This is a genomic window from Terrisporobacter mayombei (assembly GCF_020748465.1).
Classification (GTDB): Bacteria; Bacillota; Clostridia; order Peptostreptococcales; family Peptostreptococcaceae; genus Terrisporobacter; species Terrisporobacter mayombei.
Map to the genome: position 1 here is coordinate 156,780 of NZ_JAHZMP010000001.1, position 19,779 is coordinate 176,558.

Annotated in this window: 22 protein-coding genes; 5 read left to right on the top strand and 17 right to left on the bottom strand. The window is 27.1% G+C overall.

The window, feature by feature from the left end; all coding sequences use genetic code 11:
- Positions 1-32: 32 nt before the first annotated feature.
- The 8 genes from K0039_RS00815 to K0039_RS00850 form a co-directional block, all read right to left on the bottom strand.
- Positions 33-1,706, bottom strand: a complete 1,674-nt coding sequence (locus tag K0039_RS00815; protein WP_228103164.1) for an ABC transporter ATP-binding protein — start codon at positions 1,704-1,706, stop codon at positions 33-35.
- Positions 1,696-3,435 carry an ABC transporter ATP-binding protein gene (locus K0039_RS00820; protein ID WP_228103165.1) on the bottom strand — a complete coding sequence of 580 codons (1,740 nt, stop codon included), beginning with the start codon at positions 3,433-3,435 and terminating at the stop codon, positions 1,696-1,698. Before K0039_RS00820 ends, K0039_RS00815 begins: the two co-directional genes overlap by 11 nt.
- A 22-nt stretch (positions 3,436-3,457) precedes the next feature.
- The gene (locus K0039_RS00825) at positions 3,458-4,654 is read right to left on the bottom strand and encodes a S41 family peptidase (protein WP_228103166.1); all 1,197 of its coding nucleotides are present in this window, start codon (positions 4,652-4,654) and stop codon (positions 3,458-3,460) included.
- 232 nt (positions 4,655-4,886) lie between these two features.
- Entirely contained in the window at positions 4,887-6,815 is a 1,929-nt protein-coding gene (locus K0039_RS00830; RefSeq protein WP_228103167.1) for a molybdopterin-dependent oxidoreductase, read from the bottom strand.
- Between the two features lie 296 nt (positions 6,816-7,111).
- Complete coding sequence (locus K0039_RS00835; protein WP_228103168.1) at positions 7,112-7,273, bottom strand: hypothetical protein; 162 nt, start codon at positions 7,271-7,273, stop codon at positions 7,112-7,114.
- Positions 7,274-7,307: 34 nt separating this feature from the next.
- Positions 7,308-7,547: a hypothetical protein gene (locus tag K0039_RS00840; protein WP_228103169.1), complete on the bottom strand. Its 240-nt coding sequence runs from the start codon at positions 7,545-7,547 to the stop codon at positions 7,308-7,310.
- 95 nt (positions 7,548-7,642) lie between these two features.
- Entirely contained in the window at positions 7,643-8,026 is a 384-nt protein-coding gene (locus K0039_RS00845; RefSeq protein WP_228103170.1) for a VOC family protein, read from the bottom strand.
- Between the two features lie 33 nt (positions 8,027-8,059).
- Positions 8,060-9,073: an ROK family protein gene (locus tag K0039_RS00850; protein ID WP_228103171.1), complete on the bottom strand. Its 1,014-nt coding sequence runs from the start codon at positions 9,071-9,073 to the stop codon at positions 8,060-8,062.
- A 218-nt stretch (positions 9,074-9,291) separates the two neighbouring features.
- Here K0039_RS00850 and K0039_RS00855 point away from each other — a divergent pair, with 218 nt between their 5' ends.
- The 3 genes from K0039_RS00855 to K0039_RS00865 all read left to right on the top strand — a co-directional run bounded on the left by K0039_RS00855 (position 9,292) and on the right by K0039_RS00865 (position 11,133).
- The gene (locus K0039_RS00855; RefSeq protein ID WP_334302522.1) at positions 9,292-9,624 is read left to right on the top strand and encodes a PadR family transcriptional regulator; all 333 of its coding nucleotides are present in this window, start codon (positions 9,292-9,294) and stop codon (positions 9,622-9,624) included.
- Entirely contained in the window at positions 9,624-10,556 is a 933-nt protein-coding gene (locus tag K0039_RS00860) for a permease prefix domain 1-containing protein (protein WP_228103173.1), read from the top strand. The genes K0039_RS00855 and K0039_RS00860 overlap by 1 nt, the downstream gene beginning before the upstream one ends.
- A gap of 115 nt (positions 10,557-10,671) precedes the next feature.
- Positions 10,672-11,133 (top strand): hypothetical protein, encoded by a 462-nt coding sequence (locus tag K0039_RS00865; RefSeq protein WP_228103174.1) that lies wholly within the window; start codon positions 10,672-10,674, stop codon positions 11,131-11,133.
- A gap of 57 nt (positions 11,134-11,190) precedes the next feature.
- On the opposite strand, the gene K0039_RS00870 is transcribed toward K0039_RS00865, so the two are convergent.
- The 4 genes from K0039_RS00870 to K0039_RS00885 all read right to left on the bottom strand — a co-directional run bounded on the left by K0039_RS00870 (position 11,191) and on the right by K0039_RS00885 (position 13,386).
- The gene (locus K0039_RS00870) at positions 11,191-11,439 is read right to left on the bottom strand and encodes an alpha/beta fold hydrolase (RefSeq protein WP_228103175.1); all 249 of its coding nucleotides are present in this window, start codon (positions 11,437-11,439) and stop codon (positions 11,191-11,193) included.
- A gap of 49 nt (positions 11,440-11,488) precedes the next feature.
- Complete coding sequence (locus K0039_RS00875; RefSeq protein ID WP_228103176.1) at positions 11,489-11,962, bottom strand: alpha/beta hydrolase; 474 nt, start codon at positions 11,960-11,962, stop codon at positions 11,489-11,491.
- A gap of 101 nt (positions 11,963-12,063) precedes the next feature.
- Positions 12,064-12,663 carry a histidine phosphatase family protein gene (locus K0039_RS00880; protein WP_228103177.1) on the bottom strand — a complete coding sequence of 200 codons (600 nt, stop codon included), beginning with the start codon at positions 12,661-12,663 and terminating at the stop codon, positions 12,064-12,066.
- 291 nt (positions 12,664-12,954) lie between these two features.
- Positions 12,955-13,386, bottom strand: a complete 432-nt coding sequence (locus K0039_RS00885; RefSeq protein WP_228103178.1) for a hypothetical protein — start codon at positions 13,384-13,386, stop codon at positions 12,955-12,957.
- 122 nt (positions 13,387-13,508) lie between these two features.
- Between K0039_RS00885 and K0039_RS00890 the strand changes: the two genes are divergently transcribed.
- Together K0039_RS00890 and K0039_RS00895 are read left to right on the top strand one after the other, a co-directional pair.
- Positions 13,509-13,670, top strand: coding sequence for a hypothetical protein (locus tag K0039_RS00890; RefSeq protein WP_228103179.1), 162 nt, complete (start codon positions 13,509-13,511; stop codon positions 13,668-13,670).
- A 76-nt stretch (positions 13,671-13,746) separates the two neighbouring features.
- Positions 13,747-14,298: a GNAT family N-acetyltransferase gene (locus tag K0039_RS00895; RefSeq protein ID WP_228103180.1), complete on the top strand. Its 552-nt coding sequence runs from the start codon at positions 13,747-13,749 to the stop codon at positions 14,296-14,298.
- Positions 14,299-14,330: 32 nt separating this feature from the next.
- Here K0039_RS00895 and K0039_RS00900 read toward each other — a convergent pair whose 3' ends face one another.
- The 5 genes from K0039_RS00900 to K0039_RS00920 form a co-directional block, all read right to left on the bottom strand.
- A complete protein-coding gene (locus K0039_RS00900; RefSeq protein ID WP_228103181.1) occupies positions 14,331-15,131 on the bottom strand; it encodes a PIG-L family deacetylase in 801 nt (266 codons plus the stop codon).
- A 147-nt stretch (positions 15,132-15,278) separates the two neighbouring features.
- Complete coding sequence (locus tag K0039_RS00905; protein WP_228103182.1) at positions 15,279-16,526, bottom strand: NUDIX hydrolase; 1,248 nt, start codon at positions 16,524-16,526, stop codon at positions 15,279-15,281.
- Positions 16,527-16,549: 23 nt separating this feature from the next.
- On the bottom strand, positions 16,550-17,527 hold the full coding sequence (locus tag K0039_RS00910) for an ROK family transcriptional regulator (RefSeq protein WP_228103183.1): 978 nt from the start codon (positions 17,525-17,527) through the stop codon (positions 16,550-16,552).
- Between the two features lie 146 nt (positions 17,528-17,673).
- Positions 17,674-19,299: an amidohydrolase gene (locus K0039_RS00915; protein WP_228103184.1), complete on the bottom strand. Its 1,626-nt coding sequence runs from the start codon at positions 19,297-19,299 to the stop codon at positions 17,674-17,676.
- A gap of 75 nt (positions 19,300-19,374) precedes the next feature.
- On the bottom strand, positions 19,375-19,776 hold the full coding sequence (locus tag K0039_RS00920) for a hypothetical protein (RefSeq protein WP_228103185.1): 402 nt from the start codon (positions 19,774-19,776) through the stop codon (positions 19,375-19,377).
- Positions 19,777-19,779: the final 3 nt, after the last annotated feature.

Sequence of the window (19,779 nt, forward strand, 5' to 3'; positions counted from 1 at the left end):
TAATTTTTGGAGGAGGATTTTAAATTTATTTTTTACATGACTATGCTTTTATTTTCCAATTTAATTATTCTATCACATGTTAAAACAGATGATAATCTGTGAGAAATTGAAAGTACAGTTCTTTCAGAAGAAGCACTTTTAAGTACAGAAATTATTTTCTCTTCTGTTTCTGAATCTAAATTTGCTGTAATTTCATCCAGTAACATAATTGGTGGTGAAGTTACAATAGCTCTTGCAATTGATAGTAATTGTCTTTGACCCTGTGAAAAAAGATGATGAGATGCAAATGTGTCATATCCTTCTTCTAGAGTTATTATATAATCATGTAAACCTACAAATTTCATGGCATTTTCTATATCTTCTTTGCTTATTTTTTCATCTTTTAAACTAATCTGCTCCCCTACACTTCCCTTAATAAAAGAAAAAGATTGCTCCACATATCCAAAGATTTTTCGCTTTTCATAATTAGGTATTTCACTAACTTTCACATTACTTAAAGTAGCACTGCCACTACTTGGCTCCAAAAGTCCAAGGATTAATTTAAAAAGCGTTGTCTTTCCAGCACCTGTTCTTCCTGCAAAGGTTACACTTTCTTTGTATTTAATGCTAAGACATATATTTTCTAGAATATTCTCACCTTCTTCATAGTAGAAGTTTACATTATTAAGTTCTATATTTAAGTTATTATTTATAATTTTCTCATATGTAAAATCAACATTCTTCTTTGTTTCTTCTTTTTCATTTAAGAATTGATCTATTCTGTAAATCCCTGCTATGGACTGTTGAATATTTTGTAGTTCCATACCTAGATTTTCTATTGGTGTAAATATATTGTTTATTAACTCTATAGCTGCTGCAACAGTTCCTATAGAAATTCCTAAGAAAGATAAATGATCACTAGATAAAATAACTACAATAGCTATGACAACTGCTCTTAGTACCAAAATTATAGGAGAAAAAATTGAGTCATAGAAATTTATTTTATCCATAGCTTCATAACTTTCATCTAAATAATTCACATATTTATCTTCCATATATTCTTCTTTTGCAAAAGATTTAATCATCTGTATATTATTTATACTTTCTGGTATGTGGTTATTTACTTTAGCTGTTAAAACACGATACAACCTTTGTGCATTTAACATTTTTTTCTGAAATTTTCTAGTCAAAAAATACACTACAGGTATTATAAACAAAACTAAAATTCCAAGTTTATAACTAAATATCCAAATAGAAATTACAATGCCTATAATCTTAAAAGCATCTACAAACATACTGACTATACCACTTGTAAATAGTGAACCTACAGCTTCAACATCGTTGGAAAAACGAGATACTATGGAACCACTTTCATTTGTAGATAGGTATCCTATAGGTATTTTCTCCAACTTTATCATCATTTCTTCTTTAATTTTTCTTATTATTTTCTGACCAAATATAGTTATGACTCCTTCTTTTCCAAAATTAAAAATACCAAGAAGTACAATTGTTGCAAAGTATAGTAAGGATGGAAATAACAGACTTTTTCCTCCAACTGTTAAATAATCATCTATAATATATTTTAGTACTTGAGGCGTTGCTAAACTAAATCCAATAGTCCCAATTATTATGAAAAGAAGCAAAAAAGTAAGTGGTTTATATTCTTTAAATACATTTATTATTAATTTTACAACTTTGCTGTTGATTTTTATATGCTTACTGCTCATCTTTATCACCTTCTTTTCTTCGTTGTAAAGAATAAAGTTGATTATACAGTATAGATGAACGAATTAATTTTTCGTGACTTCCATATTCTAAAGTTCTGTTCTCATTTATTAATATGATTTTATTTAAGTATTTAAAAATTGATAGTCTATGGGAAATTAGTATAATTAAGCAGTCTTTGTAATGATTTCTCAAATTATCTATTATGATTTTTTCCGTATTCATATCAACTGCAGAGAAAGGGTCATCTAATATTAGCATTTTATTTTTATGATAAAGAGTCCTTGCTAAAGCAATTCTAGCTTGTTGACCTCCACTGAGTCTTATTCCACCATTACCAACCATAGTATCTATCCCATGTTCCATAAATTTTAAATCTTCATGAAAACAAACCATATTAAGTACGTGAGATATATCTCCATCATCTCCTAAAGTTATATTGTTGTAAATAGTGTCTGAAATTAAATGAGGATTGTGTCCTAAATAAGATATGATTTTACTTCTTTCAAATTCGCTGTAATTTCGCAGTTCTTTCTTGTCTATTGTTAAACTACCTTCATAATCATAATCTGCTAAAAATATTTTCCCTATGGTCGATTTACCACAACCTATAGGTCCTGTTATTCCAATTATTTGATTTTCTTTTCCTTCAAAATTAAGATTTTCTATTATATACTCTTCGCTATATTTAAAATATAAATTCTTAGCTTCAACATTTGTTTCTTCCTCTATCTCATTTAAGTTTTTATCAATTTGACTATATTCTTTTAAGTAAGGCTTTATCCTATTCCAGGATACTCTAGATTTTTGAATTGTGTTAAATAATCTGGCAATTCTACTGGCTTTTACTGCCATAACAGAAAATATTGAGATGTAGGCAGAAAATTCACCAACAGTAAAATCGCCTTTGTAAACCTTCTCTCCCATCATGATTATGACAAATACAATTCCACCCATGGCAATCACATTATAAATCGGCTGCATGGCATTTTCCCATATATTTGCTGTAATTGCTTTTCTCTCAAAGTCTTCTAGTTCTTTTTCATAAATCGTTTTGTTATCAGTTTCTCTGCCATAAAGTCTGTATAAAATTGCATTGTCTATCATATCGTAAGTTATATCTGATACTTTAGATATTTGACTTCTATAAGCTTTCGTAAATTTAAATATAATTCTTTTTAATTTTTCTGCAATAAGTATGGCAACTGGTATGAAGATGCAAGCATACAATGTTATCTTCACATCGTACTGTAAAAGTGTTATTAAGTATGATACAAAGAGCACTCCTGTGTCAAATACCTCTGTGGTAGATTTTCTCATACCTTCCACACAGACATCCACATCAGAAATGGTCTTTGTCATAATACTTCCCATATTTTCTTCACTTAACTCTTTTTCTGTTTTGTGCAAGATATTATTGTAAAGCATAAATCTCATGGTTGCTGTTGTTCTATTGGCAAATTGTCTCACATAATATCTTTTATAATATCTAAAAAATTGAACTATAAATGTAATAAATATAAATATTAATGCTAGATTTATTACATTATTAAAACTAATCTTTGCAATTAAAGCATCAATTAGTTTTCCTTGATAAATAGGCCTAGCAACCATCCCCACATTATACAAAACCCCAAATACAGTGAGCAGAATTACTGTCTTCTTTTCCTTAAGCCAGTAATTCTTTATTTTATCAGGATTTTTTATAGACTGGGTTAATCTTTTTTTCATATATTCCCCCCCTATAAATTTATTAATTGAGCTTTTCTATCTCTAATACTTTTTTTATGCAATTATCATTTTTAAAATTAGAAGTTTTTTCACAATCTTCTATTTTATAATCTGGAATCACTTTTAATTCTTCATCACATACTCCATCTTTATTTAAATACATACAGCTAGCCATTCTAATAATTAAACCACTATTTTTTAGGTTAATTAATACAGGATCTATAACTCCACCATCTCCTCCTGTAGACTCCCCTATTACTGTTGCAAATTTTGTTTCTTTGCAAAGCATAGAAAATAACTCTGATGATGAAAATACTTGTTCATCCACAAGTAAATATATATTTCCTTTAAATTTCAAGTTAGGATTGCCTTTTATAGTATAAGATGTATTTTCAAAATCAGTAAACTGTTTTAAAATTTCCTTTGGTCCATTCTTTTTTATATGCTCAGGTAAATTTTTTATGGGCTGTAATTTTATATTTCTTTTTTGTGTATATTTTTTAATTGTTTTACAGTTGTTTCTATAAATCCTATAACCACTTACTTTCGTATCATCTTTTATAAGTTTAGATAGTATCCCTTGCCAATAACTATCACTTCCACCTGCATTGTCTCTTATATCAATAATTAAAGCTTTGTGATTTTCTAATGTGTTAATATAGTCGCCTATTTTGTTGAAATCTTCATTAAAAGACCCACCACTTGAAGACATCGATGGCAAATAAATATATCCAACTTTATCTTTAATTATATCTTTTAAAGTCAATTCTTTTTTGAAAAAATGTTCCTTTGATATTTTTATCTTTGGTTTTATAGAATTATATCTGTTTATAACTTTTTCATCATTAAGAAAATCATACCAATTATTATTTGAATATGCTGTTTCAAAAAGTTCAAACCTACTTTTATTATCTATTAATTCCGTATGTCGATTATGTAAATCGCCTACTATTGATGACATTTCTTCTATAAATTTCTCATCATCAGGCGTATCTTCAATTCTCTTTAAATATTTTTCTTTGTTTTCTAGCCAATCCACATTATAACGTCTTTTATTTACATTTAAATAAGGATATCCTTTCTCTATGTTGTTGTACAAATATTCAAAGTCCTCTATTTTTTCACTTTTAGAGAGTTGACTATTTTTAGAATAAATACAATTACCTAGTCCCATTATAAGTATAAAAATCATTATTAGAAGCAATATTTTCTTTTTCATACAGTTCACATCCTTATTATTCCAATTACTTTGCCCATTGTAACATTACTTTATAAAAAATTCAAATGGCGAAATCTAATATGTATTCTAAATTTATACTTATACTTTATGATATATTTCAAATAATAATCGTAATTAGCAAAAATTTTTTAAATATTTACTAAAAATAAAATAGGAGCTGGATAATCATTACATCCATCTCCTATTTTTACATCTAATTTTAGTTTACATTTTAATATTTATATAATTTCACGAAAGTCTCGTTATAAGTTACTTGACCGCCTATATCTGATATACCTGATTTTATTATCCAGTTGGGATTTCCATGCTTTTTCCAGAAACCTGCATACATCATAACTACATCATCGCAAATAGAATCATCAATTTGTATTAAAACTTCTATTTTTCCTTCACTTGATTCCATATTTATCAGATTATCTTGATAAAATTTATATTTAGATGCCATCTTCTTATTAATAAATGCTTTGGCTTTGTTTTCGTAGTCCATATAATGCTGACTAAATAATGATTCATTTCCATGATTTGTTAATAACCTAAAGTTGTATTCTTCATCTACTTTATTAACGTTTAAGGCATTTTCATTTATAAATATTTCGAACTTTCCCGACTCAGTTTTAAATTTTTTATCTTCCCAAGCTATATATTCATGTATTGTAAAATAGTTTTTTGCAAGATAATCTAAGCTTATATCTTTATTTATATTTCTTAGCGGTTCTATCACTTTCTCCAAATACTGTCTTTTGTCAACATAAGGATAATTAGTAAGATTTAATTTTCTAGCTACTTCTTGGAAAAAATAATACTCGTCCATAAAATTATTTTCTGGTTCCAATGCTTTTTCAATATATGTTAAATAAGGATTAGTCATAGAACTATATAACAAATCTTCACTTTCGAAAACACTTGTTACAGGAATAAATAAATCACAACTCTCTGCTGTATCAGTTAAAAATAAATCAAAGCATACCTTAAATTCAATTTTGGACATAGCTTTTTCTAATTTTTTTAACTGAGGTAGTTGATTTAAAAGATTGCTCTTTGTTATTACTGCCATTTTAATATTCTTTTCTTCAATAAAATCACTTATCTTACTTACATAAAAAAATTCATCATCTGCATGTTTATAACTAAGGTAAGGATCTGTGTTTAATACATCTGGATAAACTCTATTTGCATAATTCACTCCTCCACCACTGTATCCTATTTGACCAGTTATAGCTCCTAATGTATTTATATATCCAATAGTACTTCCACCATAATTATATTTTTGCATACCATATCCTTGTAAAATAGTCGAATACGTTTCTACATATTTTTTTACTATAAAATCTAGGTGGGGTAAAGTTACTCCACACATTTTGCATAAATTTCTTAAGCTCAACTTATCTAAATAAGCTTTGTATTCATCAAAGTTTTTCACATATTTATTTATATAATCTTCATTATGCAAGTTTAATTCAATTATTCGTTTTGCCATAGCCAAAGCTAAAGCTCCATCGCCACCAGGTTTTATACTTAAATGAAAATCAGCTTGCTTTGCTGTAGGTGTAAGGATTGGATCAATAACGATAACATAAGCGCCTGATTTTTGAGCTACTTTGATCATATTCATTGTATGTATTGTTGTATTAGCTGGATTTTTTCCCCATACTATAATAGTTTTACTATTTAACATATCTTCCAATGAATGACTTTTCACATCTCCAAAATTTCTTTTTTGAGCCTCTATTCCTGCACTCCAGCAAGGCCCACCTTTTTGTTTACAACTGCCTCCAAAAAAATTAAAAAATATCTCTCCAATACTTTTAAGAAGACTTCCACTTCCATATTGTTCATAATATATGAAGGATTTTGATCCATAGTTTTCTTTATAATGATTTAACTTTTTTGCCATAATATCTATAGCTTCTTCAAAAGTTATTTCTTCCCATTTATGATTAACCTTTAATAAAGGTTTATATTGTCTATTTAGATGATTATGTCTTTTAACATGCTTTAGCCCCTTTTTACAAATAAATCCTTTAGTGTATGGATGGCACTTGTCCCCTTCTATTTTTACAATATTGTTGTCTTCAGTATATACATTGAATTTGCATGCATCATAGCAATCTAATGTACAACCTCCACTTAAAACTTTCATCTCATCACCCTCATTTTACCTAGAAATATTTTATATACAAATACAACCTCATCCAAGGAATATATATCTTCTACTTTGTGGATTCTCTACTTTGTATTCTTAACACAACTTTAGTTGTTCACATACAGTATATCAAAATAATAAAAGAAGTGGTGAATTGTTTTTAGTTTCACAATAAAAGCTCATTTAAAATAGTAATGAGCTTTTATTGTGAAAAATAATTTTTAATTTTTAACCTTAAAACTTCGTAAGTTTACTTATAAATTTTAGCTTTGTTTATTTTATCTATTTTATTTTTATACCTTAATTACAAAAAAATCAACGCTATCCTTGTTGTTTATTATTAATAGTTTCAAGGTATAATCATTATAATTTAATTCTGTTGAAAACTCATTTTCTCCCCATAATCTTCCCTTTACTGTCTCTATATCTATTATATCGCCATTGGTATTAAACACTTTTACTTCTATTAAAGTTTTAATACTATCTTCTTTAAATATCTTTTAATTTATTTTTACTAATATTAACATATAAAATATCATTTTTAACTGTTCCAGCATATTCATATACCTTATTTGCAGTATTGTCTTCAATCATTAAATTTATTAACACATTTTTATTACAGTAAATATTATACATGGAATATAATTTAACACTAATAGTTAACTTATCATAATTATAAAAAACATTTTCCATTTGTGGAGAAATTAATGGTTTATTATAAAAATCCATAAAATTCCCTCCCTTTTAAATTCTTAATTTATAATATGATAAACAAATATTTCAGCACCTTATATGAAATATATAATTTAATTCAATTTATTATATTATGCAGTTATTTCAATTTGATTATTTTCAGGCCCAAGTATGCAACTTTCATAATAACCATCTCCTGTTGTACGTGGTCCACTTATCACTTCATATCCTGCTTTTTTTAGATCTTTTGTTAACTTATCTACCTTTTTCTTACTTCCCACACTAAAAGCCAAGTGAATATATCCACTTTGCGTAAGTGATTTTTCTATTGCTTCCACCTCGGGACGTGTCATTATCTCAAGTTTAGTATTGTCATCAAATGTTAAAAAATATGTTTGAAGTCCTGTTAAAAAGTTATGATATCTTTTATCTATTTTTGCTCCGAAAAACTTAGTATAAAAATCCTTTGTATTTTCCAAATCATTTACATACATTGCTACATGTTCTATTCTCATTTTATTCTCTCCTATTTTATAAGTATATTTGATTTATATAATTGTCTTTTTTGTTATTGTAAGATTAGATTTTAATGAATCCTTACATAATAAATTTATGCCCCACATAATGTATTCAATAAGATCATGTATTTTAATTAGCTCTGGTAATTCTTCTTTATTAAATATATTATTTAGATTTTCTTTAATATTTGAGTAATCATCTACAATTGTAGAACAAATACCAATAACCTGAGGGTTTAGCATAGCTATAATAGACTGAGTATATCTAGTAATTAACTCTTCATGACCCTCCTTAGAATTTAAAAGTATTTCCATATTATCTGTAAGGTCAATTGGTAAATATTGAACCTCACCAGCCAAGTTATTCATCCCTTTAAGCATTCTTCCATTTACTATAATCCCTACACCTGCGCAATGATTGGCTGGCTGGAACAATAAACAAATATCTTCGTAATTTTCTTGATCTAAATAAAATCCAATTGCTGCTGTATTAACATCATTGCCAAAAATAATCTTTTGCTCGTATTTTTCCTTTAGTAACTGTATAATATTAATTTCATTAAAATCATCTATTCCCGTAGATATTACATTTTCATCTTTTATAATCCCAGGGATACTTACACCTATAACTTTAATATTTTCTACTTTTTCTAAAACACTATCTAAAATTTCATAAATATCTTCAATTGAAATTTTAGGTTTAGCAATTCTATTTTCCATTAAAATCTCATCTTTTAAATTGTAAACTCTATAAACAAGATGGATTCTATTACTATTTTTAAATATAGATAAACATAGATTTTTAGAATAATTACTATTTAATTCATAATGTTTTGAGGGTCTTCCTCCTGTAGATTTAGCATATCCAGATTCAATAACCTGATCACTTTTTAATAAATCACCTACAATATTATTAACACTACCAAGAGACAATCCTGTCAAAATTGATAATTCGTTTTTTGTACATGCATCTCTATTTATCAATGCATTAATTATTTTTTCCTGATTTATTTTTCTTAAATTTCTTGTATTACTAATGTTCATTTATTTTCCTCTTTTCAACTGAATAATTATAGTTTTTAATTATTTTAACAATCGTTAATACTTTTGATAAGTCTTATTAAAAGTATTATAATATATATCTTGCTATAAAGGTAATTTTTATTATAATGTTTTTTTTATACAGTCTTAATTTTATAAGTATCACTTGACTTTAAGTCAAAATTGAAATACTATCTTTTTATAATACATAGGAATCCGAGGTGTTGATTTTGAATAAAGAACTTATTAAAGGTAGTACTGTTACATTAATTTTGAATACTCTTGAAAAAGAGCCCACATATGGTTATGGAATGATTAAAGAAATTGAAAACAAATCTGGTGGAGTATTTCTTTTTAAAGAAGGAACTCTATACCCTATTTTGCATGACCTTGAGAAAAACAAATTTATTGAATCATTCTGGGAAAGTGAAAATGGTCGACGTAGAAAATACTATAGAATTACAAAGAAAGGCTTAACAGAATTAAAAAAACGTGAAAATGAATGGGAAGTATTTAGTAAAACAATGAATCTGGTATTAGGGAGGCAATATTAATGGCTACAGAAAATAATACTATTGAAAACTTTCTACAATCTGCATGTAGATTTATTTCCACAGAAGAAAAAGCCCAAGATATGAAAGATGAACTTAAAGATCATATTTATAGTTATATTGAAGAATATACAGAAGATGGTATGAGTAGTAATGCTGCCACAACTATGGCTTTAAAACAAATGGGGGATCCTTATGTTTTAAGTAAAATTTATAAGGATAAAATTTATAAGTATAATAAGTTATTTAGAATTTTTTCACTAATAATAATTACATCCATATTTATACTTACAGACTTTGCTTATATTTCTTTAAATAGTTATAATAATTTTCAAATATTTCTATGCTCATCTTTTACTCTACTTATTTCTTTACAAAGTATATTTGAAATTGTAGATTTTATAAGAATTATTAAAAAAGATCGTGAGCTTTCCAAAGAAGAACCTCTTTTTTATATTCAATCCTATAAAGAATCTATTTGGGATGAAAAAGCTATGAAGTATGTTCAAATTTGTTTATTTGGATTTTGTCTTATACTTTTTCTCTCTCTTATAGATAAATTTAATACTATTGAATCACCAGAAGTATTTTCTTCTTCTTTAGTAACCATAAATAGCATAAGTTTCACTTTGCTTGTGGTAATGAGCGTATCAATATTTAACCCTAAGAGAAAAAGTGCAATTGTATATAATGAAGGTATACTTATGTTTAATTCATTTGTTCCCTTTTCCAGTATGAATGGATATATGTGGTCAAAGGAAAATATAAATGGAAAAGCTTGTTATAGTCTTGCATTTTCAACTAAAAAAACATCTATATTTAAAAAGTCATCTTTGATTTCCAATGACAGAGCTTCTATAAAAGTTAGTTATTCTCAAATTACTTTATTAAATGAACTGTTTAAAAGTAATAATATAGATGAGATTAATAGTTAAAAATAAGTAATATAAAATTTTATGAAGAAATGAATAACCCCATGTTTCTCATATTCAATGAAGGTAATTATGAATTTTTTAATATCAATAATAGTTGCAATATTGCTGGCAGCTTTTGGTCGCAACTTTATCAGCCTGGTTTATAACTACTATTCTTCCTATTTTAATAAAAAGTACTTTTTCTACCTCTATTTTTATTATTGTTATGTACACAGGGGCTTTTAGAAATGAAAGTAAGTTAATTAAGTATTTAATGCCTATTAGAGCCGAGTTATCAATTATAGCAGGTATACTTACTCTAGCTCACAATATAAGCTTTGGTAGAAATCACTTTGTAAATCTTTTTACTGCACCAGAAACTATGTCAACTAATATGAAGACTGCTGCTGGTGTGAGTATAATATTAATTGCAATAATGGTTCCTGTTGCTCTTTCAGATGACACTAATTGCATAATAAACGTTGCGGCTTATAGTGTTGTATTTATAACTTATGCTGTAATGCGTATTTCTAAGTTTTTAACTAAGAAGTTATTATATAAATCAAAACAAGGTTCTACAATGGCAACTGCAAACTAAAAAAAAGTTGTAGATAGTTTATTATAATAACTATCTACAACTTTTTTATTTAATATGTTAGATGCTAGTTTTATTTATAAAAATATTAAACTCATTTAGCAAAAATTTTAATTCATCTTCGTTATAGTAAAAATGCCCTGATTTTTCTAAGTTTATAATTTTATAATCATTCTGTAATTTATTATTATAAGCTTTTAAACTTCTGTGACTAACAAGTTCATCACTTTTACAGTTAACAATTAAAGTTGGTATTTCTATATTTTTAAGTTTTTTTCTACTTAATGTTATTAAATTAAACAAGTCCACATATCTAGGTATCCAAGTAAAATAAGTTAAAGGCGAGCATCTATCAACACTAAAAGCTTTTTGTGCACGGTTTTACTAAAATGTCTTCTTCTCTAATCCTTCCTAAAGCTACTTTTATGCTACTAATCATCATATTAAATTTAACAAAAACTTTAAGAGGTGCTGATATTAATACAAGACCTTTTATTTTATTTTTATATTTTAAAGTAAATAATAGTGATATTAATGACCCCATGGAATGCCCTACTAATATGATATTTTCATATTTATCTTTATGTTTTAATATTTCTTTTTCAACTGTATCTAACCATTTATTTTTGTTGCTTCTTCCAAAATCTTTCCCACTTTTTCCATGTCCGTCTAATAAAACTGCTGAGTATGAAAAACCTTCTTTATGTACAATTTCTGCAAATTCTTTAAATTGATTTGGCCCTTCTAGTATTCCGTGAATAAATATAACCATAGTATTTGACTTTTTATTTTCAAAAGCAAAGGATTTGTGTATTTCTTTTTCTACTACCATTAAAACACTCCCGAAATTATTATATATTTTACATAGTATGTTACCTTTTAAAAGGGTGTATCATTTTTGATACACCCTTTATATGTCATTCGTTACAATTATTAATAAGCCAATGCTTCTTCTATCTGATTAAAATCATGACGAATAATTTCAACTAATTTGAACTCTTTATTTTCGTATTCATATTTAAATATAGTACAATTAGGTATACCTGTTTTCATTAGTTCATGAGCATCTTCAAAATTTGATAAGAAACATAAAGACGCCAATCCATGAGACACAGCTAAAACAGTATTGTGGTCTTCTTTTTCAATTATTTCCGTACATGTTTTAAGCATTCTTTCTTTAACTTGTGATAAAGATTCTCCACCATATTGAACAAAGAAACTCTCATAATCTTTTTTATCTCTAGGTTTTAAATCTTCACTTTCACCTTCAAATACGCCAAAACTCATTTCTTTTAAACCTTTTAATCTTACATAAGGTATACTTCCATTAGTAGCAATTTCCAAAGTGTCACAACATCTTTCTAAAGATGAACTATAGGCATGATCTATATGAATATTTTTTAAATACTCTCCCGCTATTTCAGCTTGCTTTTCCCCCAAAGGTGTTAATGGTGAATCACAATGTCCTTGCATTTTTTTTCTTAAATTAAATAAAGTTTGCCCATGGCGCATTAAATATAATGTTTTCTTCATATTCATTCCCCTTCTAACTTTTATGATAAATGTATCAAGAACTATGTAATTCTATATACATATGATAATTGTAGCATAAAAATTGTTAAGGTTAAGTAAATGAGTATTATATGCTTAGTCTAATGGGAAATTACGAAGATACTCCACAAATTTTGCATCCATAAATATCCTCACCAATGATATGTAGCACTATATAAATCTATAGTTCTTATATCTATGAATCAAGCTAAAGATTTAGGTCCTAGACTTGCATTCCAAGTACTACTATAAAATTACTATTTAAATTATTTGTTACATTTTAAGATAGCTCTCTTGTAACTTTTTTACACCTTCTAACTCCTTTATACATTCTTTAGCTTCATTGTTATTTATATATAATAAACAAGATATATCATCATTTTTCTCACTAATTCTAGTAGTTACTCTAACATGATCTTCTAAAACTTTGGTTTCAAATTTGTATATTAAATCAAGGTGACATTCCTCATTATCTATAATCACATTTACACTGTCTGCTACTATTTCCATATTTACATCTCTTTTTGTATCACTTTGTGATATGTTTCCAAACTTAGTGTATTTATATGAATGACCTTTATAATCAAATCTATTACTAGTCTTTATTTGTTCTAGTATGTACTTTCCATCTTCTACCTGATTAACAAAATCATCTTCTTCATAAAAATAATATTTCGAAAAATAATCTAATTTATATTTACTCATATTTCCCTCCTAAGTATAGTTTAAATTTAGTATCTGCAATTATATAAAGTAAATTCTAACTCTTTTAATTTCATTTATTATGTTGTATCATAATGTTTATGTTACAAGTTTAGGAGGATATTATGGAAGATACAACAATTTCAATAGAAGAAATGATAGAATTTATATATAGTAGATGTGCAGGCAATATTTCTAAGGATGAAATAGAAATGATTTTAGATTTACAAGAAGAATTTTTAGCTTCAAAAGGTTTAATTGAAGTAGAAGAAGATGAAATATATTAACTTCTAATTTAAAGTAGTTTAGATTTCTTTCTTATTATTTGATTGATACAATATAATTTTTAACTTGGAGGAGAAAATGTGTATTATTGAAACTGAAAGATTATTATTGAGAAAAATACAACAAAATGACTACAATGAAATGAAATCAATTTTACAAGATGAAGATTTAATGCTTTTAGGATGGGGAAAAACTTACTCCGATAAAGAGGTTAAAATTTGGATTGATAAAATCACACAGCAATATGAAGACTTTGGTTATAGTTATTATATAGCAATAGAAAAAGCAAGTAATTCAGTAATTGGAATAATGGGAATACTACCAATAACAATAAAAGAAGTAAAGTACATTGAAGTTGCTTATATACTAAAAAAGGAATATTGGAACAAAGGATATGCCACAGAAGGAATGAAAGCATGTGTGGACTACATATTTAATGTTCTTAATGCTGATAAATATATAGCTCAAGTAATTCCCGAAAATATTAATTCAATTAAAGTTGCTGAGAAATTAGGAATGAAGGTTATAGATGATTACATGAGAGAACATAACGGAAAAGATGTATTTCATTTAATATATGCATTAACTAAAGAAGAGTATTTTAAACATAAAAAAGAGAGCTGTTTTTAATTAGCTCTCTTTTTTACACTTATATTCTAAATTTAGTATGGTAAATGAAACACAGAAGTTAATTCAGGATCGCTTAACAATTGGTCAAAATGACTATGAGCAGAAATATATCCTATACCATGTCTGTCTTCATCTTTATTAATAACTCTATATTCATTACAAGCATTGACAATAGCCTCATAATCTTCGTGATTCTTAGCCTTGTATATGACTCTTTTATCTGATGGAACTTTCTTTATATATTTAGGTTTTAAATAAAACATTGCATCTTTTATTTTTCCTTCATTATATAAATCAAAAATTATTCTTCCATTTTTTCTATGCATGGGATGATCGTCGTATTTGTATGTGTGGGCCACATGAGTCACACTTTTATATTTTTGTTCGAAATTTAGTGCAACTTCCTTCATTAAATCAAAATGGCTTCCTGATTTGTTATCCATATCTGCAAGTATTAAAATGTTCTCTTCTTTAATTCCCAAATCATATAGTGCTGCATAAAACTCCTTGTTTCTTAGTTCTCCTTTTTCTTTTCTACTTTTATTTTTATAAAATTCATCATTAAACACATTAACTCCACTTCCATCCGAGCCTAATACTATAAATACATGATCTGAACCTAAAGTGTTTACAGCTCTTTTTAAGGCACTTCCTCCCCACAACACCTCATCATCTTGGTGTTGTGGATAGAATACAGCGTACTCTTTAAATCCTCTGTTATGAATACCTATATCTCTTTCAATGATATAATCTGAATTTGTTTTTTGTATCCAAAAGATTAATATAATTAATCCTATAAAAATACAAAGTAATATCTTTTTATTTTTACTCATTAATATTCACCACTTACATAAGTCTTTCTATATGATTATTCTATCCATTTTATAATAATACACTCTTTTTTATAAACCTCTTATATTTAGGATGCATCTTTTCCCTGAAATATTATTTTTTATATAACTTTTTAGTAAATTGCTTAATTAATCAAATATTGTTTGCCAATTAGGATCTTTTTCTGCTAGAAAGCACATTTTTATTTGCTCTTCCGTGTTTTTTGCCATATCTAATTCAGGCAATTCATTTAAACTAAAAAATCCACTATCACATGTTTCGATATTCTCTTTAAACTCACCACCAAGTACTTTGCATAACATGAAGACTTTACAAACTCCATAAGCATATCTTGGTATATTATGTTTATTTCTATCTTGAATTGCTATTAACTTACTAGGAATAACATCAAGACCTGCCTCTTCTTTAACTTCTTTAACAGTATTTGAATAAATAGACTGATCTACATCAACCCAGCCTCCTGGTAAAGCCCAAGTATCTGTACTAATTTCTTTAACTAGTAATATTTTATTATACTTAAAAATTGCTGCTCTTGTATCTAGCTTAGGTGTTTGAAAGCCCGTCTCGTTGCAAAATAAATCATTAACTTTATCAAAATTTAATTCTGTTTTTGAGCTAATCATTTCTGCTGATATATGACGAACCATTTTAAATCGTTCTATATCATATGGATCTTTTGAGTATGCTAGCCCTACTTGTGCTAAGTGCTGCAATTCAATTGCCCAATCTAACCATTCCATCTTATTTTCATCAGATTTCATTATAATATCTAATATATTTTTAGGATATTTTAGCTTATATGTAGCTTTTATTTTTTCTGTATCATTTGCCCCCCATAATGCTAATGCGAAGTCAACACATGCATCTTTTGAACATTGCATATCATAAATGGAATCACCTATGTATATAGTTTCTTCTTTATTCGCTTTTGTAATCTCTATATACTTCTCCATAGGCTCTTTATCAGGTTTGTGTTTTCTAGTATCATCTGCACAAATAACTAAATCAAAATATGAGTTTATCCCAAATTTTAAAAAGTCTGTCTCATATTCTTTTCTTGTCTTAGATGTTATAATACCTAGACTGACGTTTTTGCATTTTAACTCTTGAATTACTTGCTTTATTCCTTCAAAAAGTGTTATCTCATCAGAGTATTTTAATAAGTTTTCATTCCATTTTTCTTCAGCACCTTCTAAATCCTCTATTCCAAGTATTGATAAAGCATCCTTTCCAGGTATACCTAAGGCAAACTTTAAGTCGTCTAAACTTTTATTAATACCTTCTTCTTCTATAGTTTTTTGTAATGATTTTAAAACTACTTTTTCTGAATCTATTAAAGTACCATCAACATCAAATACTATATGCGTATATTTCATATAAATTTCCCCCAATTATATTATCAATCTATTAAATCGTTAGCCATTTTTATTAACCCATATTCATAATCATTTATAAATTCATCTGAAATAATAAGCTTTGGCATTACTTCTTTTGGAATTAAAAGTGTACAGTAATTTTTTATTTCATCTAATTTATCAGCAATGTATGGATTATTATATAGAACAATCAAATTTGGATTTACTAAAACTATATATGATTGAATTATTTTTCCATAATATTCAACAATATTAACTCCATTAAAACCACTTGTAGCATATTTCAAATTGTCATCACATATAGGAAGATAGTGTAATTCTCCAGCAAAGTTACATGTACCTTTCCATACATTTCCTTCTAAAACCATACTAGAACCTATTCCATTGTAACCCATATATATATTAACTACTGCTTCTTTATTATTTGTATCATGTCTTTCCCAGTATCCTTTGACAGCAACATTCATATCATTTTCCACATTTACAGGAACATTATATTTTTTTATAAAATAATCAATTAGATCTACTCCTTGTAACTCTTTATATTCTATAAAAGATACAATTTTACCATCTTTAACAGTACCTGCCACTCCAATCATTATACTTGCCAATTGAGTATATCGTGATTTTACTAATGATACTACATTATCCATTTCTTCCAGTATTCTATTTTTTGAATCAACACATCCATTATCTATTTTATTTTTACGAAAATCATTTACTATCCAATTAATCTTATTTCCTTCTAAATATAATATCAATGAAACTGCATACATGGGATTTAAACTATACTTTTTCGCACATCTTCCCCCAAGAGAATTTTTCATACCAGCTTCAATAACTTCATTTTTTTCAATTAAATATTCTATTACTGTACTTACAGTTGGAAAACTTAATCCTGTATATTTAGCTATATCTGTTTTACTTATGGATTCGTTTTCCTTCAGTATATTACAAACTGTTTTAATATTTATACTTTTTATAGTTTCTGAATTTGCCATTTAATTTTACCACCTTTAATTATACTTATTAAAATAGTTTTAAAAAGTATTTTAATAAGTATAATTAAATCAGTTTCCCTTCTTTATGTCAATATAAATAACAAAAAATTAAGCTCACTGCATTATCTTACAGTGAGCTTAATTTTTTATATGGCAAATATTTGCTTTCCTTCTTTAATTGTTTCTAAAACTTTTATAGTTTCTAGTTCTTCTACTGGTATTTCCAGTGGGTTTTTATCAACTATTATCATATCGGCTAGTTTACCAACTTCTAAAGATCCTTTAGTGTTTTCTTCAAAATATTGATAAGCCCCATTTATTGTAACTGCTTTTATAGCTTCCATTACTGAAATTCTTTGGTGTTCACCTAAGACCCTTCCAGATTCAGTTTTTCTATTAACAGCATTATGTATAGCCAATATTTGATTTGGAACCTTCACTGGTGAATCTTGATGTAGTGTAAATTTTATATCTTTTTCTAATGCCCATCCAATTGGCGATATGTTTTGAGCTCTTTCAGGTCCAAATACTTTATTGTAATGTAAATCTCCCCAGAACCTAACATGATCGTTGAAGAATGTAGGTATTGCATTTAATGCTTTAACTCTATCTAATTGGTCATATCTTAGAGCTTGACAGTGAACCATAACTGGTCTTAATTCTCTTCCATGTCCTGTTATTTCTACAGCTTTTTCGTAGCATCTTAAGAATTGGTCACAAGCTTCATCTCCATTTGTATGAACATTAACTTGAATATTCATTTCTATACAATCAACAAAATAGCTAGTTAAAACTTCATCACTTTGAGTTCCATATCCACAGTAGTCAGCTGTTCTTCCATCTGGAACTACATAGTAAGGCTTGCTTAACCAAGCAGTAAATCCTTGTGGTGAGCCATCTAAGCAAGTCTTACCTCCACCTAATTTATAGTGATTAAAGTATTCTCTCTTTGGAGTTTTTTCATTTTTCATTAAGTTTTTAGTTGAAGGTTGAGTAGCTAAACCTACTATATCTAAAAATAGCATGTTATTTTTAGCACAAGTTTCTAAAATATCGTTATAATGATTAGACTCTTCTACAGATGCATCTTGAGTAGTAGTAATTCCTAATGATGCATAAAGTTTTTGAGCTTTAACTACAGATTTTAATACATCTTCAAAGCCTGGACTTGGTATTATTTTTTTCTTTTCACTATCAAGTATAGCATTTTCTTCTAAAACACCATTTGCTTCTTTTAAATCTGGTGAAACAGTTCTTACAACTCCACCTTCTGGTACTATATAATCATCTCCACTGTATCCGTAAAGTTCTAGAGCTTTTGAATTTACAGCCGCTAAATGTCCTGATGCATGAGAAATACTTATTGGTATATCTTTGCTAACAGTATCTAAGTCAAATTTAGTTGGATGTAATCCACCTTCAAACTTAGAATTATCGTATCCAAATCCTATTAGCCATTTACCCTCTTCTACAGGATTTTCTTTTAATTCTTTTCTTAATCTTTCTAATAACTCTTCTTTAGAGTTTACATCTCCTAACATTACTATCATTAATGTTTGTGGCATGGCAACTATATGACCATGAGGATCAATAAATCCTGGTAAAACTGTTTTCTTCTCTAAATCAATTTTTTCAATGTCTTTTTCTAAGGCTAAAATTTCCTCATCATTTCCAACAGCTTTAATTTTATCATCTTCAATTAAGATTGCTTCAAAAACAGATTCATTTTTGTCTACTGTTATTATATTTCCATTAAAGTATATTTTTTTCATCTGTAATCTCCTTTTAGATGTCATAACTTTATACTCATATATAATATTTCCCCTATTTTATTCCCTATGCTTTCTTTAATTCTTAGTAATATAAATACCTTTATCTATTACATACTTTTTTTCTAGATATTTTTCATATGGAGGATATACGATAACTGTTATTGCTAATAATTCAACAATCATTAAATGATATTTAGGCATTATAATTAATGATATTATCCTAATTAACGAATATATATCTAATAATAGTGCAAATCTTTTTTTACCTTTATTAAATGCTTTTTCATCACTAAATTTATAATAAGAATATTCCTTTAAATTCTTTGTAGTGGCTGCATATTTATGATTTAAAAATATAAATCCACCTAATATTGCTATATTCATCCCATTTTCCATAAAAAATTCTAGTATTATACCTATAATTACTGTAATTAATATGATTTTATTATCTTGTTTATCTAACCTTGATTTTCCCATAAT